This is a genomic window from Spirillospora sp. CA-128828, assembly GCF_050945415.1.
Classification (GTDB): domain Bacteria; phylum Actinomycetota; class Actinomycetes; order Streptosporangiales; family Streptosporangiaceae; genus Spirillospora.
In genome coordinates this window covers 3,438,080-3,453,013 of the sequence record NZ_CP191986.1, presented here as the reverse complement: position 1 = coordinate 3,453,013, position 14,934 = coordinate 3,438,080, and the positions used below count along the sequence as shown (strand labels likewise).

The window sequence follows — 14,934 nt, the reverse complement described above, 5'->3', positions numbered from 1 at the left end:
GGTTCTCAGGGCCCCTGCCCGCGACCGCTGGTGGTATGCAGGAAGGGTGAATCCGACCGGCTATCGCGAGTACCGGACGCCGGGGCTGGCGTGCTCCTGGACGGCGGCGCTGCCGCCGGGCGCCGAGCCGTTCGTCCAGCGCGTGGTGCCGGACGGCTGCGTGGACGTGATGTGGTCGGCCGGTGGGATCCTGGTGGCGGGTCCGGACACCGGTCCCATGCCATCCCTCGTGCGCCCGGGTGACGAGGTCGTCGCGGTGCGGTTCGGGCCGGGGGCGGCGCCGCCGGTGCTGGGCGTCCCGGCGGACGCGATCCGGGACGCGCGTCTGCCGCTGCGGGAGCTGTGGGGCGCGGACGCCGACCGGCTGGCCGAAGGCGTGGCGGCGGCGGGCGACCGGCGGGGGGCGCTGGTCGCGGCCGTCCGGGAGCGCGTGCGGCCCGTGGATCCGCTCGTCGCGGCGGTGGTGGCGGGTCTGGGGCGGAGCACGGTGCGGGATGTGGCGGACGGCCTCGGTCTGGGCGAGCGTCAGCTGCGGCGGCGGTCGCTGGCGGCGTTCGGGTACGGGCCGAAGACGCTGCAGCGGGTGCTGCGCTTCCAGCGGGCGCTGGGGCTGGCGCGGGCGGGCGAGCCCCTCGCCGCGGTGGCGTACGCGGCGGGCTACGCCGACCAGGCCCATTTCGCGCACGAGGTGCGCGACCTGGCGGGCGAGCCCGTCCGCAACCTGATCTAGGGCTTGAGCCGCCCGTAGGCGCGGAGCGTCCTGAGGCGTTCGACGGTGACGAAGCCCCGCCATTCGGGGCGGGTGATGGGCGTCCAGATGGGAAAGGCGACGTCCCAGCCGCCGTCGTCGTCCTGCGCGTCGACGAGGGCGTCGAGGGCGGCGTCGATGACGTCGTCGTCGAACAGCCGGCGCCCGTGGCCGTCCGGTTCGGGTGCGAAGTCGAGGGCCCCTTGGTGGTTGCTGTGGGCGTGGGCCGCGAGGAGGTCGCGGACGCGGGCGAAGGCGGCTTCGGCGCGGTCACGGTCGGGGACGTGGGCGAGGAACGTCAGGACCGCGAGGACGTCGTACGCGCCGGGTTCCGCGTCGGGCGCTTCGAGGTATCGCCAGCAGAAGTCGGTGGCGGGGCCGAGCCAGGGGTGGGCGGCGCCGGCCCGGTGGAGCATTCCGGCGAGGGTCGCGGTGGGGTTGATGGTTCCGGCCGGGTCGTCGGGTGCCTGCCACCACGGCCCGTGCGGGGCGTCGCGGACGGCCGGCAGGACGAACGGCACTCCCCCGTCGCCGGTGGTGATCGATTCCAGGTATCCGGCGATGCGCGTGACGGCGGGGTCGTCGTCGGCGCCCGCCTCGTGGAGGAACTGCAGGGCGTGCTGGGCGGGGATGGGCTGGCTCGCTTCGCCGCGCAGGTCGGGTTCGAGGGCGTGGCCGTATCCGCCGTCGGGGTTCTCGTAGGCCCTGAGGGCCGCGAGGACGGGCGCGGCGGGCCCGCCGCGGAAGTGGAGGGCGAACCGGTGCCGGTCGATGAGGCGGCCGTTGTGGCGCATGAACTCGGCGGCGCGGGCGAGCCCGGTCTCGTGCAGGACGTTCATGGCTCCGACGTTACGGCGGCGGTCCTGGACGGGTCTTGTAGGAATCGGACGCGGTGGGCCCGGCCACCCCAGCGGTGGGTGGCCGGGCCCCTGATGTCCCGCGTTCGCGGGGTGCGGGAGCGGGCGGTTCACGGCGGGCGTGCCAGGACCGCGAGCGTGCGGCGCCCGCGCGGTGAACCCTGGCGGGACCGTAGCCGACCAGTGCGAAGACCACAAGAGGGGCGTTTCACACCGGACCGGGGCGTTCCCCGTGGGTCGGGTCTGTGGTCTTCTTGCGCCATGAGTGATCCGCTTGACGAACGTGACATTGCAGGTGCCCCGCTCGCGGTGGTGGCGGGGGCGGCCGGGCCCTATCTGGCGAGCCTGCGGGACCGTCCCGTGCACGACCGAACGAAGGACGCGCTTCTGGACGAACTGGACGGCCCGTTGCCGGTCCGGGGCGACGGGGCCGTGGCGGCGGTCGAGCGGCTGGTGCGGATCGGCACGGAGGCGGCGACGCATTCGTCCGGGCCTCGGTTCTTCCACTTCGTGGTGGGCGGGTCGACGCCGGCGGCGATGGCGGGCGACTGGGCGGCGTCGCTGCTGGACCAGGCGGCGGGCCTGTGGCTGACGTCGCCGCTGGCGGCGCGGGCCGAGACGGCGGTGCTGCGGTGGCTGAAGGAGCTGTTCGGGCTGCCGGCCTCGTCCGGCGGCGTGCTGACGCCGAGCGCGACGCTCGCGCATGTGACGGGTCTGGCGTGCGCGCGGCAGTGGTGGGCGGGCGAGCACGGGGTGGACGCGGCGTCGCAGGGGCTCGCGGGCCTGCCGGCGATGCCGGTGTTCAGCAGCGGGCTGGTGCACGTCAGCACCAGGAAGGCGCTGCAGATCCTGGGCTGCGGCCGGGACACGCTGAGGACGTTCGCGCGGGACGACGCGGGCCGCGTCGATCTCGCGGCGATGGACGCGGCGCTCGCCGAGGCGGGCGGCAGGGCGGTGGTCGTGGCGAACCTCGGCGAGGTGAACACGGGCGACTCCGACCCGGTCGCCGATCTGGCGGACCTGGCGGAGCGGCACGGCGCGTGGCTCCACGTCGACGGCGCCTTCGGCCTGTTCGCCGCGCTCAGCCCCCGGACCGCGCATCTCGCGCGGGGCGTGGAGCGGGCCGACTCGGTGACGGCGGACGGGCACAAGTGGCTGAACGTGCCCTACGAGAGCGGGTTCTCGTTCGTCCGCGACCCGGGAGCGCTGGGCCGCGCGTTCGGGGCGTGGGGGGCGGCCTATCTGCCGGACGCCGACGATGAGCGCGTCAACTACAACATGCTGGGGCCGGAGTCGTCGCGGCGGGCCCGGGCGCTGCCGATCTGGGCGACACTGCGGGCGTACGGGCGGGACGGCTACCGGGAGATGGTGGAGCGCCACCTCGACGTCGCCGCGCACCTGGGCGGGCTCGTCGAGGCGGCGCCGGATCTGGAGCTGCTGGCACCGGTGCAGCTGTGCATCGTGTGCTTCCGCTACCGGCCGGACGGCGTCCCAGAGGAGCGGTTGGACGACCTCAACGCGCGCCTGGGCGAGGCGCTCCTCGCGGACGGCCGCGTCTACGCGGGCACCAGCACCTACCGCGGGATGACGGTGTTCCGCCCCGCGCCGCTCAACTGGCGGACGACCAATGCCGACGTGGAACGACTCGTGGACGTTCTCCGCGAACTCGGCGCCCGCCTCACGGCCTGAGCGTCCTCAGCTCGTGCAGTCGCCCCAGGAGGCGGTCTCGTCGAGCTGCTCGAAGGGCTGGGTGAGGCTGTACCAGCAGCCGGAGTCGTCGCGGAAGACGGCCTCGATGCCGTAGGGGCGCTTCTCCGGCTTGTGGACGAACTCGACGCCCTTCGCGGACAGCCGCTCGTAGTCGGCCTGGCAGTCGTCGGTGTTGAAGGCGCCGGCGCCGAGGACGCCCTTGGCGATGAGCGCCTTCATCTGCACGGCGGAGTCGGGGTCCATGGTGGGCGGGCCGGGCACCATCAGGGCGAGGCTGAGCTCGGGCTGGCCTTTGGCGCCGACGGTGACCCAGCGCATTCCGCCCTCGCCGAGCGTCATGTCGTCCCGGACCTCCAGGCCGAGCTTCTCGGTGAAGAACGCCTTGGCCGCGTCCTGGTCCAGGACCCAGACGGTGGCCAGCCCCAGGTTGGTGATCATGCCGGTGTCTCCTTCGTGAACAGGGATGATGGGTTCACGCTAGGGCGCGGGCGGCGGCGCGGCCTTCTCGATAATTGCTGAGTCCCCGACTGGTCGGTCCCCGCGGAAGCCGCCCGCCCAGAACAGCACGAAGCAGCCGGGGATCGAGGACGGCTCGCCGGCGCGGGCGTGCCTGCGGAACTCGGTGGGCGTCATCCCGGTCTGCCGCTTGAAGCGTGTGCAGAAGGTGCCGAGGCTGGTGAAGCCGACCAGCACGCAGATCTCGGTGACGGTCAGGTTGGCGGTCCGCAGCAGGTCCTGGGCGCGCTCGATGCGGCGGCGGGCGAGGTAGGCGCCGGGCGTCTCGCCGTAGACCTCGCTGAACAGGCGGACGAAGTGGTAGCGCGAGTAGCCGGCGCGGGCGGCGACGGCGGCCACGTCGAGGGGGTCGGCCCAGTCCCGGTCCATGGCGTCCCGGGCGAGCCGCATCCGGCGCAGCACATCGACGTCCAAGGGCGGGGTCATGCCCCGATGCTGGCATACCGCACCGACAAGGCCCCGGAGACGGTCTCTCCAGGGCCTTGCTCTCGTCGTCCCGGGTCAGGCCATCGGGCGGGCCGTGGGCGGGATCGGGTACGGCAGGTCCGTCCGGCCGCTGAGGTAGGCGTCGACGCCGTGCGCGGCGGCGCGGCCCTCGGCGATCGCCCAGACGATCAGGGACTGGCCCCGGCCCATGTCGCCCGCGGCGTACACGCCGTCCACCGACGTCTTGTAGTCGCCGTCGCGGACCACGTTGCCGCGCTGGTCGAGGTCGACGCCGAGCTCGTCGAGAAGGCCCTCGCGCTGCGGGCCGAGGAAGCCCATGGCGAGGGTGACCAGCTCGGCCGGGATCTCCCGCTCGGTGCCCTCGATCGGCGCGAACCGGGTCTCCGGGCTGCCGACCTCCACCAGCCGGAGGGCGCGGACGTTGCCGTCCGCGTCGCCGGCGAACTCGGTGGTGGACACGGCGTAGACGCGGTCGCCGCCCATGTCGGCGAGCTCCTCGTGGGCGCTCTCCATCTTGAACAGCATCGGGTACGTCGGCCACGGCTGGGCGTCGGGGCGCGCCTCCGGCGGCCGCGGCATGATCTCCAGCTGCGTGACGGACGCGGCGCCCTGCCTGATCGCGGTGCCGACGCAGTCGGCGCCGGTGTCGCCGCCGCCGATGACGACGACGTGCTTGCCCTCCGCGGAGATCGGCGACTCCTCGTAGTCGCCCTCCTGCGCCTTGTTGGACGGCGGCAGGTACTCCATCGCCTGGTAGACGCCCTTCAGCTCCCTTCCCGGGACGGGCAGGTCGCGCCAGGCGGTGGCGCCGCCCGCGAGGACGACGGCGTCGTGGGACGCGCGCAGGTCCTCGGCGGTGATGTCGACGCCCACGTTCACCGAGGTCTTGAACGCGGTGCCCTCGGCGCGCATCTGGGCGAGGCGCCGGTCGAGGTGCCGCTTCTCCATCTTGAACTCGGGGATGCCGTAGCGCAGCAGGCCGCCGATCCGGTCGGCGCGCTCGTACACCGTGACGTCGTGCCCGGCGCGGGTGAGCTGCTGGGCGGCGGCGAGGCCGGCCGGCCCGGAGCCGACCACCGCGACCTTCTTGCCGGTCTTCACGGCGGGCGGCCGCGGGCGCACCCAGCCCTCCGCGAACGCGCGGTCGATGATCTCGACCTCGACCCGCTTGATCGTCACCGGGTCCTGGTTGATGCCGAGGACGCAGGCGCTCTCGCACGGGGCGGGGCACAGCCTCCCGGTGAACTCCGGGAAGTTGTTGGTGGCGTGCAGGCGCTCGACGGCCTCCCGCCAGTCCTGCCGGTGGACGAGGTCGTTCCACTCGGGGATGAGGTTGCCGAGCGGGCAGCCCTGGTGGCAGAACGGGATGCCGCAGTCCATGCAGCGGCTCGCCTGCTTCTCCAGCCGGTCCTTGCCGAAGTCCTCGTAGACCTCGGACCAGCTCCTGATCCGCACGTCGACCGGGCGGCGCTTCGGGAGCTCCCGCCGGACGGTCAGAAAACCCTTCGGGTCGGCCATGTGGGCAGTCCCCCTCTCAGCTCTGCGCCGCGGCCATGACGGCCTCGTCGACGTCGCGTCCCTCGGCCTCGGCCTTGGCCATGGCGTCCAGGACGCGCCGGTAGTCACGCGGCATGATCTTGGTGAAGCGGGCGGCCGCGGCGGCCCAGTCGTCCAGCAGCCGCCGGGCGACCTGCGAGCCGGTCTCGGCCAGGTGCCGCTCGGTCAGCGCCCGGACGAAGTCGACGTCGTCGGCGTCGAGCGGTTCCAGGTCGACCATCTCGCCGTTGACCCGCTCGGGCGCCAGGTCCAGCACGTAGGCGATGCCGCCGGACATGCCCGCCGCGAGGTTGCGCCCGGTCGGGCCGAGGATCAGCGCACGGCCGCCGGTCATGTACTCGCAGGCGTGGTCGCCTGCGCCCTCGACGACGGCGGTGGCGCCGGAGTTGCGGACGCAGAACCGCTCGCCGACGATCCCGCGGGCGAACAGCTCGCCCGAGGTGGCGCCGTACAGGATGACGTTGCCGCCGATGATCTGCTCCTCGGCCGCGAACCCGGCGTCGGCCGCGGGGCGCAGCGTGAGCCGCCCGCCGGACAGGCCCTTGCCGACGTAGTCGTTGGCGTCGCCGACGAGCCGCAGCGTGACGCCGCGCGGCACGAACGCGCCGAACGAGTTGCCCGCCGAGCCGGTGAAGACGACGTCGATCGTGTCGTCGGGCAGGCCCGCGCCGCCCCACTTCTTGGTCACCTCGTGGCCGAGCATCGTGCCGACCGTGCGGTTGACGTTGCGGATCGGCAGCTCCAGCTTCACCGGGTCGCCGAACGAGATCGCGCCCTCGGCGAGCTGGATCAGCGTGTTGTCCAGGGCCTTCTCCAGCCCGTGGTCCTGCCCGGTGACCCGGTGCAGGGCGGCGCCCGCCGCCCGGTCCGGGGTGTGCAGGATCGGGGCGAGGTCCAGGCCGGCCGCCTTCCAGTGCTCGACGGCCTCGCGGGTGTCGATCATCTCGACGTGCCCGATCGCCTCGTCCAGGGAGCGGAACCCGAGGTCCGCCAGGTACTCGCGGACCTCCTCGGCGACGAACTCGAAGAAGTTCACGACGAACTCCGGCTTGCCGGAGAAGCGCTGCCGCAGGACGGGGTTCTGGGTGGCGACGCCGACCGGGCATGTGTCCAGGTGGCAGACCCTCATCATGATGCAGCCCGACACCACCAGCGGCGCGGTCGCGAAGCCGTACTCCTCGGCGCCGAGGAGCGCGGCGACGACGACGTCGCGGCCGGTCTTCATCTGCCCGTCGGTCTGCACGACGATGCGGTCGCGCAGCCCGTTCAGCAGCAGCGTCTGCTGGGTCTCGGCGAGGCCGAGCTCCCAGGGCGCGCCGGCGTGCTTCAGCGACGTCAGCGGGGAAGCGCCGGTGCCGCCGTCGTGCCCGGAGATCAGCACCACGTCGGCGTGCGCCTTGGACACCCCGGCCGCGACCGTCCCGACCCCGACCTCGGCGACGAGCTTGACGTGCACGCGCGCCGCCGGGTTGGCGTTCTTCAGGTCGTGGATGAGCTGCGCCAGGTCCTCGATCGAGTAGATGTCGTGGTGCGGCGGCGGCGAGATGAGGCCGACGCCCGGGGTGGAGTGCCGGGTCTTGGCGATCCACGGGTAGACCTTGTGGCCGGGCAGCTGGCCGCCCTCGCCGGGCTTGGCGCCCTGCGCCATCTTGATCTGGATGTCGTCGGAGTTGGTGAGGTACTCCGACGTCACGCCGAACCGGCCGGACGCGACCTGCTTGATCGCGCTGCGCCGCAGGTCGCCGTTCTCGTCCGGGGTGAACCGCGCCGGGTCCTCGCCGCCCTCGCCGGTGTTGGACTTGCCGCCGAGCCGGTTCATCGCGATCGCGAGGGTCTCGTGCGCCTCGGCCGAGATGGAGCCGTAGGACATCGCGCCGGTGGAGAACCGCTTGACGATCTCCGACACGGGCTCGACCTCGTCGATCGGCACCGGGTCCCGGTCGCCCTCCTTGAGCTTGAAGAGCCCGCGGAGGGTCATCAGCCGCTCGGCCTGCGAGTCGACCTTGGCGGTGTACTCCTTGAAGATCTCGTAGCGGCGGGTGCGGGTGGCGTGCTGCAGCTTGAACACCGTGTCCGGGTTGAACAGGTGCGGCTCGCCCTCGCGGCGCCACTGGTACTCGCCGCCGACCTCCAGGGTCCGGTGCGCGAGGTCGTTGCCGCCCGGCGGGTAGGCGCGGGCGTGCCGCTGCGCGACCTCGCGGGCCAGCACGTCGAAGCCGACGCCGCCGAGCCGGGACGTGGTGCCGGTGAAGCAGCGGCCGACGACGTCCGCGCCGAGCCCGATCGCCTCGAAGATCTGCGCGCCGGTGTAGGACGCGACCGTGGACACGCCCATCTTCGACATGACCTTCAGGACGCCCTTGCCGTACGCCTTCACGAGGTTCCGGACGGCCTTGGCCGGGTCGAGGCCCTCGATGACGCCGCCGCGGACGAGGTCCTCGACGGTCTCGATGGCCAGGTACGGGTTGATCGCGGACGCGCCGTACCCGATGAGCAGCGCCATGTGGTGGCACTCGCGGGCCTCGCCCGTCTCGATCACCAGGCCGACCTGGGTGCGGGTCTTCTCCCGGATCAGGTGGTGGTGGACGGCGCCGGTCAGCAGCAGCGCCGGGATCGCGGCGCGGGCCGAGTCGGCGCCGCGGTCGGACAGCACGATGATCCGCGCGCCAGCCTCGATCGCCCGGCCGACCTCGGAGTTGATCTCCTCCAGGCGGTCCTGCAGGGCCTGCCCGCCGCCGGCGACCTCGTAGAGGCCGTGCACGACATGGGCCTGCAGATGCGGCAGCGATCCCTCGTCGTCGATGTGGATGATCTTGGAGAGTTCGTCGTTGTCCAGGATCGGGGTGGACAGGACGAGCCGTCGGCACGAGTCCGGTCCCGGCTCCAGCAGGTTGCCCTCCGGCCCGAGCGTGGACTGCAGCGAGGTGACGAGCTCCTCGCGGATCGCGTCCAGCGGCGGGTTCGTGACCTGCGCGAACAGCTGCTTGAAGTAGTCGAACAGCAGCCGCGGGCGCTCCGACAGCACCGCGATCGGGGTGTCGGTGCCCATCGACCCGATCGGCTCCGCGCCCGTCCGCGCCATCGGCGTCAGGATGATCCGCTGCTCTTCGAGGGTGTAGCCGAACGTCTGCTGCCGCCTGACGAGCGTCTCGTGGGTCGGGATCTCCCGCTCGCGCTGCGGCAGCTCCTCGAACCGGACCAGGCCCTCGTGCAGCCACTGCCCGTACGGGTGCTCGGCGGCGAGCTCGGCCTTGACCTCGTCGTCCTCGACGATCCGCCCGGCGGCGGTGTCGACGAGGAAGATCTTGCCGGGCTGCAGCCGGCCCTTGCGCACCACCTTGGCGGCGGGGATGTTCAGCACGCCCGCCTCGCTGGCCAGCACGACCAGGCCGTCGTCGGTCACCCAGTACCGGCCGGGACGCAGCCCGTTGCGGTCCAGGACGGCGCCGACGACGGTGCCGTCGGTGAAGCTGACGCTGGCGGGGCCGTCCCAGGCCTCCATCAGCGTTGAGTGGAACTCGTAGAAGGCCCGGCGGCCCGGGTCCATCTCGGTGTGGTTCTCCCACGCCTCCGGGATCATCATCAGCACCGCGTGCGGCAGCGACCGGCCGCCGAGGTGCAGCAGCTCCAGGCACTCGTCGAACGAGGCCGTGTCGCTGGCCTCGATGTCGATCACCGGGTAGGTCCGGGACAGGTCGCCCGGGATCAGGTCGGACTTCAGCAGCGCCTCGCGGGCCCGCATCCAGTTCCGGTTGCCCTTGACGGTGTTGATCTCGCCGTTGTGCGCGATGAACCGGTACGGGTGGGCGAGCTCCCACGCGGGGAACGTGTTGGTCGAGAACCGCGAGTGGACCAGCGCGATCGCGCTGGAGAAGCGGCGGTCCGACAGGTCGGGGAAGAACGGCTCCAGCTGCGGGGTCGTCAGCATCCCCTTGTAGACGATCGTCCGGCTGGACAGGCTCGGGAAGTAGACCTGGACGTCCTGCTCGGCGCGCTCGCGCATGCAGAACACGGCGCGGTCCAGCTCCAGGCCCGTCTTGCCCGCGTGCGGGCCGCCGGCGGCGGGGGCGACGAACAGCTGCGCGAAGTGCGGCATGACCCGGCGGGCGGCCGGGCCGGTGAAGTCGGCGTCGTGCGGAAGCTCGCGCCAGCCGAGGACGGACAGGCCCTCCTCGACGCAGAGGGTCTCGACGTGGGCGGCCACGGCGGCGCGCTCCTCGCCGTCCGCGGGCAGGAACGCGATGCCGGCCGCGTACGCGCCGGCCTCGGGGAGCGGGAAGTCGCAGACCTCGCGGAAGAAGGCGTCCGGGATCTGGACGAGGATGCCGACGCCGTCGCCGTCGTCGGGCTCCGCGCCCACCGCCCCGCGGTGGTCCAGGTTCTTCAGGACGGTCAGGGCGTTCTGGACGATGTCGTGGCTCTTGCGTCCGTGCAGGTCGGCGACCATGCCGACGCCGCAGGCGTCGTGCTCGTTGGCCGGGTCGTACAGGCCCTCCGGCCGGGGACGGCCCGGTACGCGGCCAGCAGGTGTGAGGGCAGCAGAAGCCATCAACCCTCCCGTCGTCGTCGTGTCACTGCTTCGATGTCAGTGCAAGCACGGGACGGCGTTGGCCCTGCTGCGGTGAGATGACATTACATCACTGCCGGGATCATGCCCGACTGCACCGGATCGCGAAACTTCATCGTCGCAATCGCCCGTGCGTCATCTCGGATTGGTTTAGACCAGAGTACCGGCTTCGGTTCGGCGCAAAACGTCTCGAACCCGGTGAGGATCATCACCGGGCCAGGATGTTTACGACGCGAATCCGGCGATCCGCCGGAAGATCTCCCTCAGTGGGACGCGCGGGCGGCACGGCCGAGCACCGCCGGGGCCTTCCCGCCCTCGATCAGCAGCGACAGCAGCGTCTCGTCCTTCTCGTCGCCCTTGCCGTCCAGGCGCTGCGCCCACGACACCACCGCGAAATGCCCCATCGCGAGGCCGCGCGCCATCCCGAAGCCGCGGCCGAACCCGTCCAGCGGGGCGGGCGCCTCCAGCGGCCGGACGAAACCCGCGCCGATCGTGGTCTCCAGCTTCGCGACGAACCGGTCCGCGTCCGCCGATCCGGCCAGGTTGAACACCGCGACGGCCAGCGCGTAGCCGTTCTCGGTGTCGGAGTAGATCGCCCGCGCCGCCTGCGTGCAGCCGCCCCTGCCCAGCTCTTCGCCCACCGTCGTGCCCCACACGGCGGCGGCGCAGTCGCCGTCCAGCCGCTTCGCGCGCAGCTTCACCGTCACCTTCCCGTCCAGGACCGACAGCTTCGCCGCCGACGAGGGGAACTCCTCCCCGACCGTCAGCGGGTCGGCGTCCGCACTGCGGGAGGCGATCCCGGCGTACGCGGCACTGGACGGCGAACTGGAGTAGGAGGTCGGCGACACACCCGTCCCGGCGGGCTTGCCGATATTCGCGTTGGTCGCGCCGGCGGTCTTCGGAGGATCTCCGCCGTCCAGGAGGACCACGGCGCCGAGCCCGAGGAGCACCAGCACGCCCAGGACCGCCGCCGCGGCGAAGTACGGCTTCGGCCCGGGACCCCCGCGCCGCACCGCACGGGCCCGGCGTTCCGGTTCGGTGGGACGTCCCGCCGGCCTGCCCGGCCGGCGGCCCTTGCCGCCCTTCTTCGGCCGCTTGCCGCGCGGACCCGGGCGCTGGGGCGGGATGTCGGCGTAGGCGTCCTCGGCGGGCGGCGCGCCGTCCAGGGGCGCCTCCCCATAGGGGGCGTCCTCATAGGGGGCGTCGTCGTAGGGGGCGTCGTCGTAGGGCGTCACGGGCGGCGGCGGGGCGGGGCGTTCCCTCCGGGGCGCGGCACGGCGCGACTGGCCCGCCCTGCGGGGACCGCCCGCGCGGGCCGGTGCCGACCGGCGCGGGGCGGGCTGCCGGCGGCCCTGGCGGCTCACCGGGGGCCGCCCCCGCCCGCCGCGGCGCTGCTCATCGGAGTCCACGACCACGCGGACGGCCGGGCGGCACCGGCCGGCTCACTGGCCGGACCGCCCGCCGGAGACCAGCTCGAGGCGCCCGTACAGGAAGTCGGCGGCGTTCTCGATCACCAGGCTCACATCGATCATCTCGTTGAGCGAGGCGGGCTGTGCGCCGCCGGCCCGCTCCACCCACGTGACCACCGCGTAGTGGCCGTAGGTCTTGGAGTAGGCGGCGCTGAACCCGGGCCCGAACGCGGGCACGCCCGGCGCCTTCAGCGGGGTCACCCAGCCGGCGGCGGCCGCCGGGTCCAGGTCGCGGAGGATCTGCTTGACCCCCTCCTCGCTCACCAGGTTGATCACGACGAACTGGCCGACGTACTTCTTGTCGTCGCTCACGTAGGCGGCCCGGACGACCTGGTTGCACTGGTACTTGGCGAGGTCGGCCTGCAGCCGGGCGCCCCACGTCGCGGCCTTGCAGTCCGAGCTCAGCTTGGACGCGGCCAGCGCGAAGGAGTACTTCCCCGACTTGAGGTTCTTGGCGGAGAACGCCTCGCCCTCGGTGATCGCGCGGCCGTCGGCGGACCGGCTCGCGATCTTGGCGAAGCCCTCGCCGAGGTAGTCCGGCGCGTACGCGGTCGGCGCCGCCTGCTTCGCCGCCGGTTCGTCCTTCCCGCCGGTCAGCATGACCACCGCGACGGCCGCGACGATCACCACGACCAGCGCGGCGGCCGCGGCGAGCAGCAGCTTCGGACTGGGGAGCTTTCGGCCGGGCTTGTCGTCCGGCCAGAAGTCCCGCCCGCGGCCCTTCTGCGCGGCCTCGGCGGAACCTGAGTCACGAGCCTCGATCACAGCCCCGGAGCTTAGCGGTCCGGGTCGCCCCCGCGTGGCTAAAAGGGCGTTTCATCCAGATTCCTTCGGCTACAGCCCGTTGGTGCCGATCAGCGCGCCGACGCCGTAGGTGATCGCCGCGGCGGCGGCGCCGAACAGCAGCTGCCGCGTCCCGCCGAACCACCAGGCGCGGGTCGTGACCCGCGACACCAGGGCCCCGGCGATGAACAGCCCGAGGGCCGCGACGCCCGCCGCCGGCCACAGCGAGGTGGCGCCCAGCAGGTACGGCAGCACCGGCAGCAGCGCGCCGACCGCGAACGACAGGAACGACGAGCCCGCCGCCAGCACCGGTGAGGGCAGGTCGCCGGGCGTCACCCCGAGCTCCTCCCTGCTGTGCACCTCCAGGGCCTCGTCGGGGTCGCGGGACAGCTGCCGGGCGACCTCGGCGGCCGTCTCGGGGTCCACACCGCGGGCCTCGAAGACCTCGGCCAGCTCCCGTTCCTCGGCCGCCGGGTGGCGGGCGAGCTCCAGCCGCTCGACCTCGATCTCGGCCTCCGCCAGCTCCGACTGGGAGGCGACCGAGATGTACTCCCCCGCCGCCATCGAGAACGCGCCCGCCGCCAGGCCGGCGAGGCCCGCGAGCAGGACGACCTTCTGGCTCGCCTGGCCGCCCGCGACGCCCGCGATCAGCGCGAAGTTCGAGACCAGCCCGTCCATCGCGCCGAACACCGCGGGCCGCAGCCAGCCCCCGGTGACGTCCCGGTGCCGGTGGTGGTGCTCCGCCGTGGTACCGGGCTTCTCGCCGGTCATCTCGCCTGAGTCGAACACCGTCGCCGTTTCCTACTTCCCGTCCTTGACGGGCTCCCCCTTCTCGGTCCGATCGGGGTCGGCGGCACCGTCGTCCCCATTGTCCCCGGCCACGGACGCCCCTCCGGCCTCGGGGGTCCCACCTTCGTCCGCGGCCTCGGCCTCGCTCTCCTCGGCCTCCGGCTCCTCGGCGTCGGCCCGCGGCTCGGACTCTTCCGGCTCGGACTCTTCCGGCTCCGGCTCAGCCTCTTCGGCCTTCGCCTCAGCCTCCTCGGGCTCAGGCTCGGGCTCAGGCTCGGGCTCAGCCTCCTCGGGCTCCGCCTCGGCCTCTCCCGGCTCCGCCTCGGCCTTCTCGGGCTCGGCGGGCTCCGCCTCGGCCTCTCCCGGCTCCGCCTCGGCCTTCTCGGGCTCGGCGGGCTCCTCCTCGGCCTCTCCCGGCTCCGCCTCGGCCTTCTCGGGCTCGGCGGGCTCCTCCTCGGCCTCGGCGTCGGGCTCTTCGGGCTCCTCGTCGCGCTGCCCGGGCTCGGCCCCCGGTTCCTCGTCGGCCTGCTCCGCGATCTCGCCGACGGAGCCCGTGGCGCTCTTGGCGTTGTCCGTGGCGCCCGCGTCCTGCGCCTCGGTCTCCTTCGCGACGGAGACGCCGCCGGACGGGGTCTCGGCGGCCGGGCCGCCGACGTTCTCGGGGCCGGTGCGGCCGCGGGCCAGGTACAGGTAGGCGACCGCGCCGACGAAGATGACGATCGACGTCCAGTCGTTCAGCCGCAGGCCGAGGATGTGGTGGGCGTCGTCGATCCGCAGCGCCTCGATCCAGCCCCGCCCGGCCGTGTAGGCGGCGACGTAGAGCGCGAACGCGCGCCCGTGCGTGAGCTTGTAGCGGCGGTCCGCCCAGATCACGAGGATCGCGACGCCGACGCACCACAGCGACTCGTACAGGAACGTCGGATGGTAAGTCGCGACGTCGGCGTACTTGGGGTCGAGGGCGGGGCCGCCGTCCAGCATCGGCCGGTGGTTCTCGTCGATCTTCAGCGCCCAGAAGGTGTCCAGCGGACGGCCGTACAGCTCCTGGTTCCAGTAGTTGCCCCAGCGGCCGATCGCCTGCGCGAGCGCGATACCGGGCGCCACCGCGTCGCCGAGCGCCAGCACAGAGATCCCGCGCCGCCGGCAGCCGATGACCGCGCCGACCGCGCCGAGGACGACGGCGCCCCAGATGCCGAGCCCGCCCTTCCAGATCTCCAGCGCCCGGACGGGGTCGCCGCCCTCGCCGAAGTAGCGCTGGTAGTCGGTGATCACGTGGTAGAGCCGCCCGCCGACGAGGCCGAACGGAACCGCCCACACGGCCACGTCGATGATCACCCCGGGCGTGCCGCCCTTGGCGGCCCAGCGGCGCTCGCCCAGCCAGACCGCGGCGACGATGCCGAGGATGATCATGATGGCGTAGGCACGCAACGGGATGGGGCCGAGGTGCCAGACGTCCTGCGAGGGACTCGGTATGTAGGCGACCGGGTGCATGAC

At 73.0% G+C, this 14,934-nt stretch carries 12 protein-coding genes; 2 read left to right on the top strand and 10 right to left on the bottom strand.

Features of this window, described 5'->3' with window-relative positions:
• Window positions 1-46: 46 nt before the first annotated feature.
• Window positions 47-730 carry a helix-turn-helix domain-containing protein gene (locus tag ACQPXG_RS17050; protein WP_433468672.1) on the top strand — a complete coding sequence of 228 codons (684 nt, stop codon included), beginning with the start codon at window positions 47-49 and terminating at the stop codon, window positions 728-730.
• Here the strand turns inward: ACQPXG_RS17050 and ACQPXG_RS17045 are convergent.
• The gene (locus tag ACQPXG_RS17045) at window positions 727-1,587 is read right to left on the bottom strand and encodes a hypothetical protein (protein ID WP_433468671.1); all 861 of its coding nucleotides are present in this window, start codon (window positions 1,585-1,587) and stop codon (window positions 727-729) included. The genes ACQPXG_RS17050 and ACQPXG_RS17045 overlap by 4 nt on opposite strands.
• Window positions 1,588-1,866: 279 nt before the next feature.
• On the opposite strand from ACQPXG_RS17045, the gene ACQPXG_RS17040 reads away from it, so the two are divergent.
• The gene (locus tag ACQPXG_RS17040; RefSeq protein WP_433468670.1) at window positions 1,867-3,294 is read left to right on the top strand and encodes a pyridoxal phosphate-dependent decarboxylase family protein; all 1,428 of its coding nucleotides are present in this window, start codon (window positions 1,867-1,869) and stop codon (window positions 3,292-3,294) included.
• A 6-nt stretch (window positions 3,295-3,300) separates the two neighbouring features.
• On the opposite strand, the gene ACQPXG_RS17035 is transcribed toward ACQPXG_RS17040, so the two are convergent.
• The 9 genes from ACQPXG_RS17035 to lgt form a co-directional block, all read right to left on the bottom strand.
• Window positions 3,301-3,753, bottom strand: a complete 453-nt coding sequence (locus ACQPXG_RS17035; RefSeq protein ID WP_433468669.1) for a VOC family protein — start codon at window positions 3,751-3,753, stop codon at window positions 3,301-3,303.
• Window positions 3,754-3,792: 39 nt separating this feature from the next.
• Window positions 3,793-4,257, bottom strand: coding sequence for a helix-turn-helix transcriptional regulator (locus ACQPXG_RS17030; protein ID WP_433468668.1), 465 nt, complete (start codon window positions 4,255-4,257; stop codon window positions 3,793-3,795).
• A gap of 75 nt (window positions 4,258-4,332) precedes the next feature.
• Window positions 4,333-5,796: a glutamate synthase subunit beta gene (locus tag ACQPXG_RS17025; protein ID WP_433468667.1), complete on the bottom strand. Its 1,464-nt coding sequence runs from the start codon at window positions 5,794-5,796 to the stop codon at window positions 4,333-4,335.
• A gap of 16 nt (window positions 5,797-5,812) precedes the next feature.
• A complete protein-coding gene (gltB, locus tag ACQPXG_RS17020; RefSeq protein WP_433468666.1) occupies window positions 5,813-10,384 on the bottom strand; it encodes a glutamate synthase large subunit in 4,572 nt (1,523 codons plus the stop codon).
• 83 nt (window positions 10,385-10,467) lie between these two features.
• Window positions 10,468-10,614 carry a hypothetical protein gene (locus ACQPXG_RS17015; RefSeq protein ID WP_433468665.1) on the bottom strand — a complete coding sequence of 49 codons (147 nt, stop codon included), beginning with the start codon at window positions 10,612-10,614 and terminating at the stop codon, window positions 10,468-10,470.
• A 51-nt stretch (window positions 10,615-10,665) separates the two neighbouring features.
• Entirely contained in the window at window positions 10,666-11,766 is a 1,101-nt protein-coding gene (locus ACQPXG_RS17010) for a hypothetical protein (protein WP_433468664.1), read from the bottom strand.
• A 78-nt stretch (window positions 11,767-11,844) separates the two neighbouring features.
• A complete protein-coding gene (locus ACQPXG_RS17005; RefSeq protein ID WP_433468663.1) occupies window positions 11,845-12,636 on the bottom strand; it encodes a hypothetical protein in 792 nt (263 codons plus the stop codon).
• Between the two features lie 69 nt (window positions 12,637-12,705).
• Complete coding sequence (locus ACQPXG_RS17000) at window positions 12,706-13,443, bottom strand: VIT1/CCC1 transporter family protein (protein ID WP_433468662.1); 738 nt, start codon at window positions 13,441-13,443, stop codon at window positions 12,706-12,708.
• Window positions 13,444-13,455: 12 nt separating this feature from the next.
• Window positions 13,456-14,931 carry a prolipoprotein diacylglyceryl transferase gene (gene lgt, locus ACQPXG_RS16995; RefSeq protein ID WP_433468661.1) on the bottom strand — a complete coding sequence of 492 codons (1,476 nt, stop codon included), beginning with the start codon at window positions 14,929-14,931 and terminating at the stop codon, window positions 13,456-13,458.
• Window positions 14,932-14,934 lie beyond the last annotated feature (3 nt).

What these genes read in the sequence shown, in the direction of transcription:
- ACQPXG_RS17045 (WP_433468671.1), bottom strand. Translation starts at nt 1,587, where the DNA reads ATGAACGTCCTGCACGAGACCGGGCTCGCCCGCGCCGCCGAGTTCATG.
- ACQPXG_RS17040 (WP_433468670.1), top strand. Translation starts at nt 1,867, where the DNA reads ATGAGTGATCCGCTTGACGAACGTGACATTGCAGGTGCCCCGCTCGCG.
- ACQPXG_RS17035 (WP_433468669.1), bottom strand. Translation starts at nt 3,753, where the DNA reads ATGATCACCAACCTGGGGCTGGCCACCGTCTGGGTCCTGGACCAGGAC.
- ACQPXG_RS17030 (WP_433468668.1), bottom strand. Translation starts at nt 4,257, where the DNA reads ATGACCCCGCCCTTGGACGTCGATGTGCTGCGCCGGATGCGGCTCGCC.
- ACQPXG_RS17025 (WP_433468667.1), bottom strand. Translation starts at nt 5,796, where the DNA reads ATGGCCGACCCGAAGGGTTTTCTGACCGTCCGGCGGGAGCTCCCGAAG.
- gltB (WP_433468666.1), bottom strand. Translation starts at nt 10,384, where the DNA reads ATGGCTTCTGCTGCCCTCACACCTGCTGGCCGCGTACCGGGCCGTCCC.
- lgt (WP_433468661.1), bottom strand. Translation starts at nt 14,931, where the DNA reads ATGCACCCGGTCGCCTACATACCGAGTCCCTCGCAGGACGTCTGGCAC.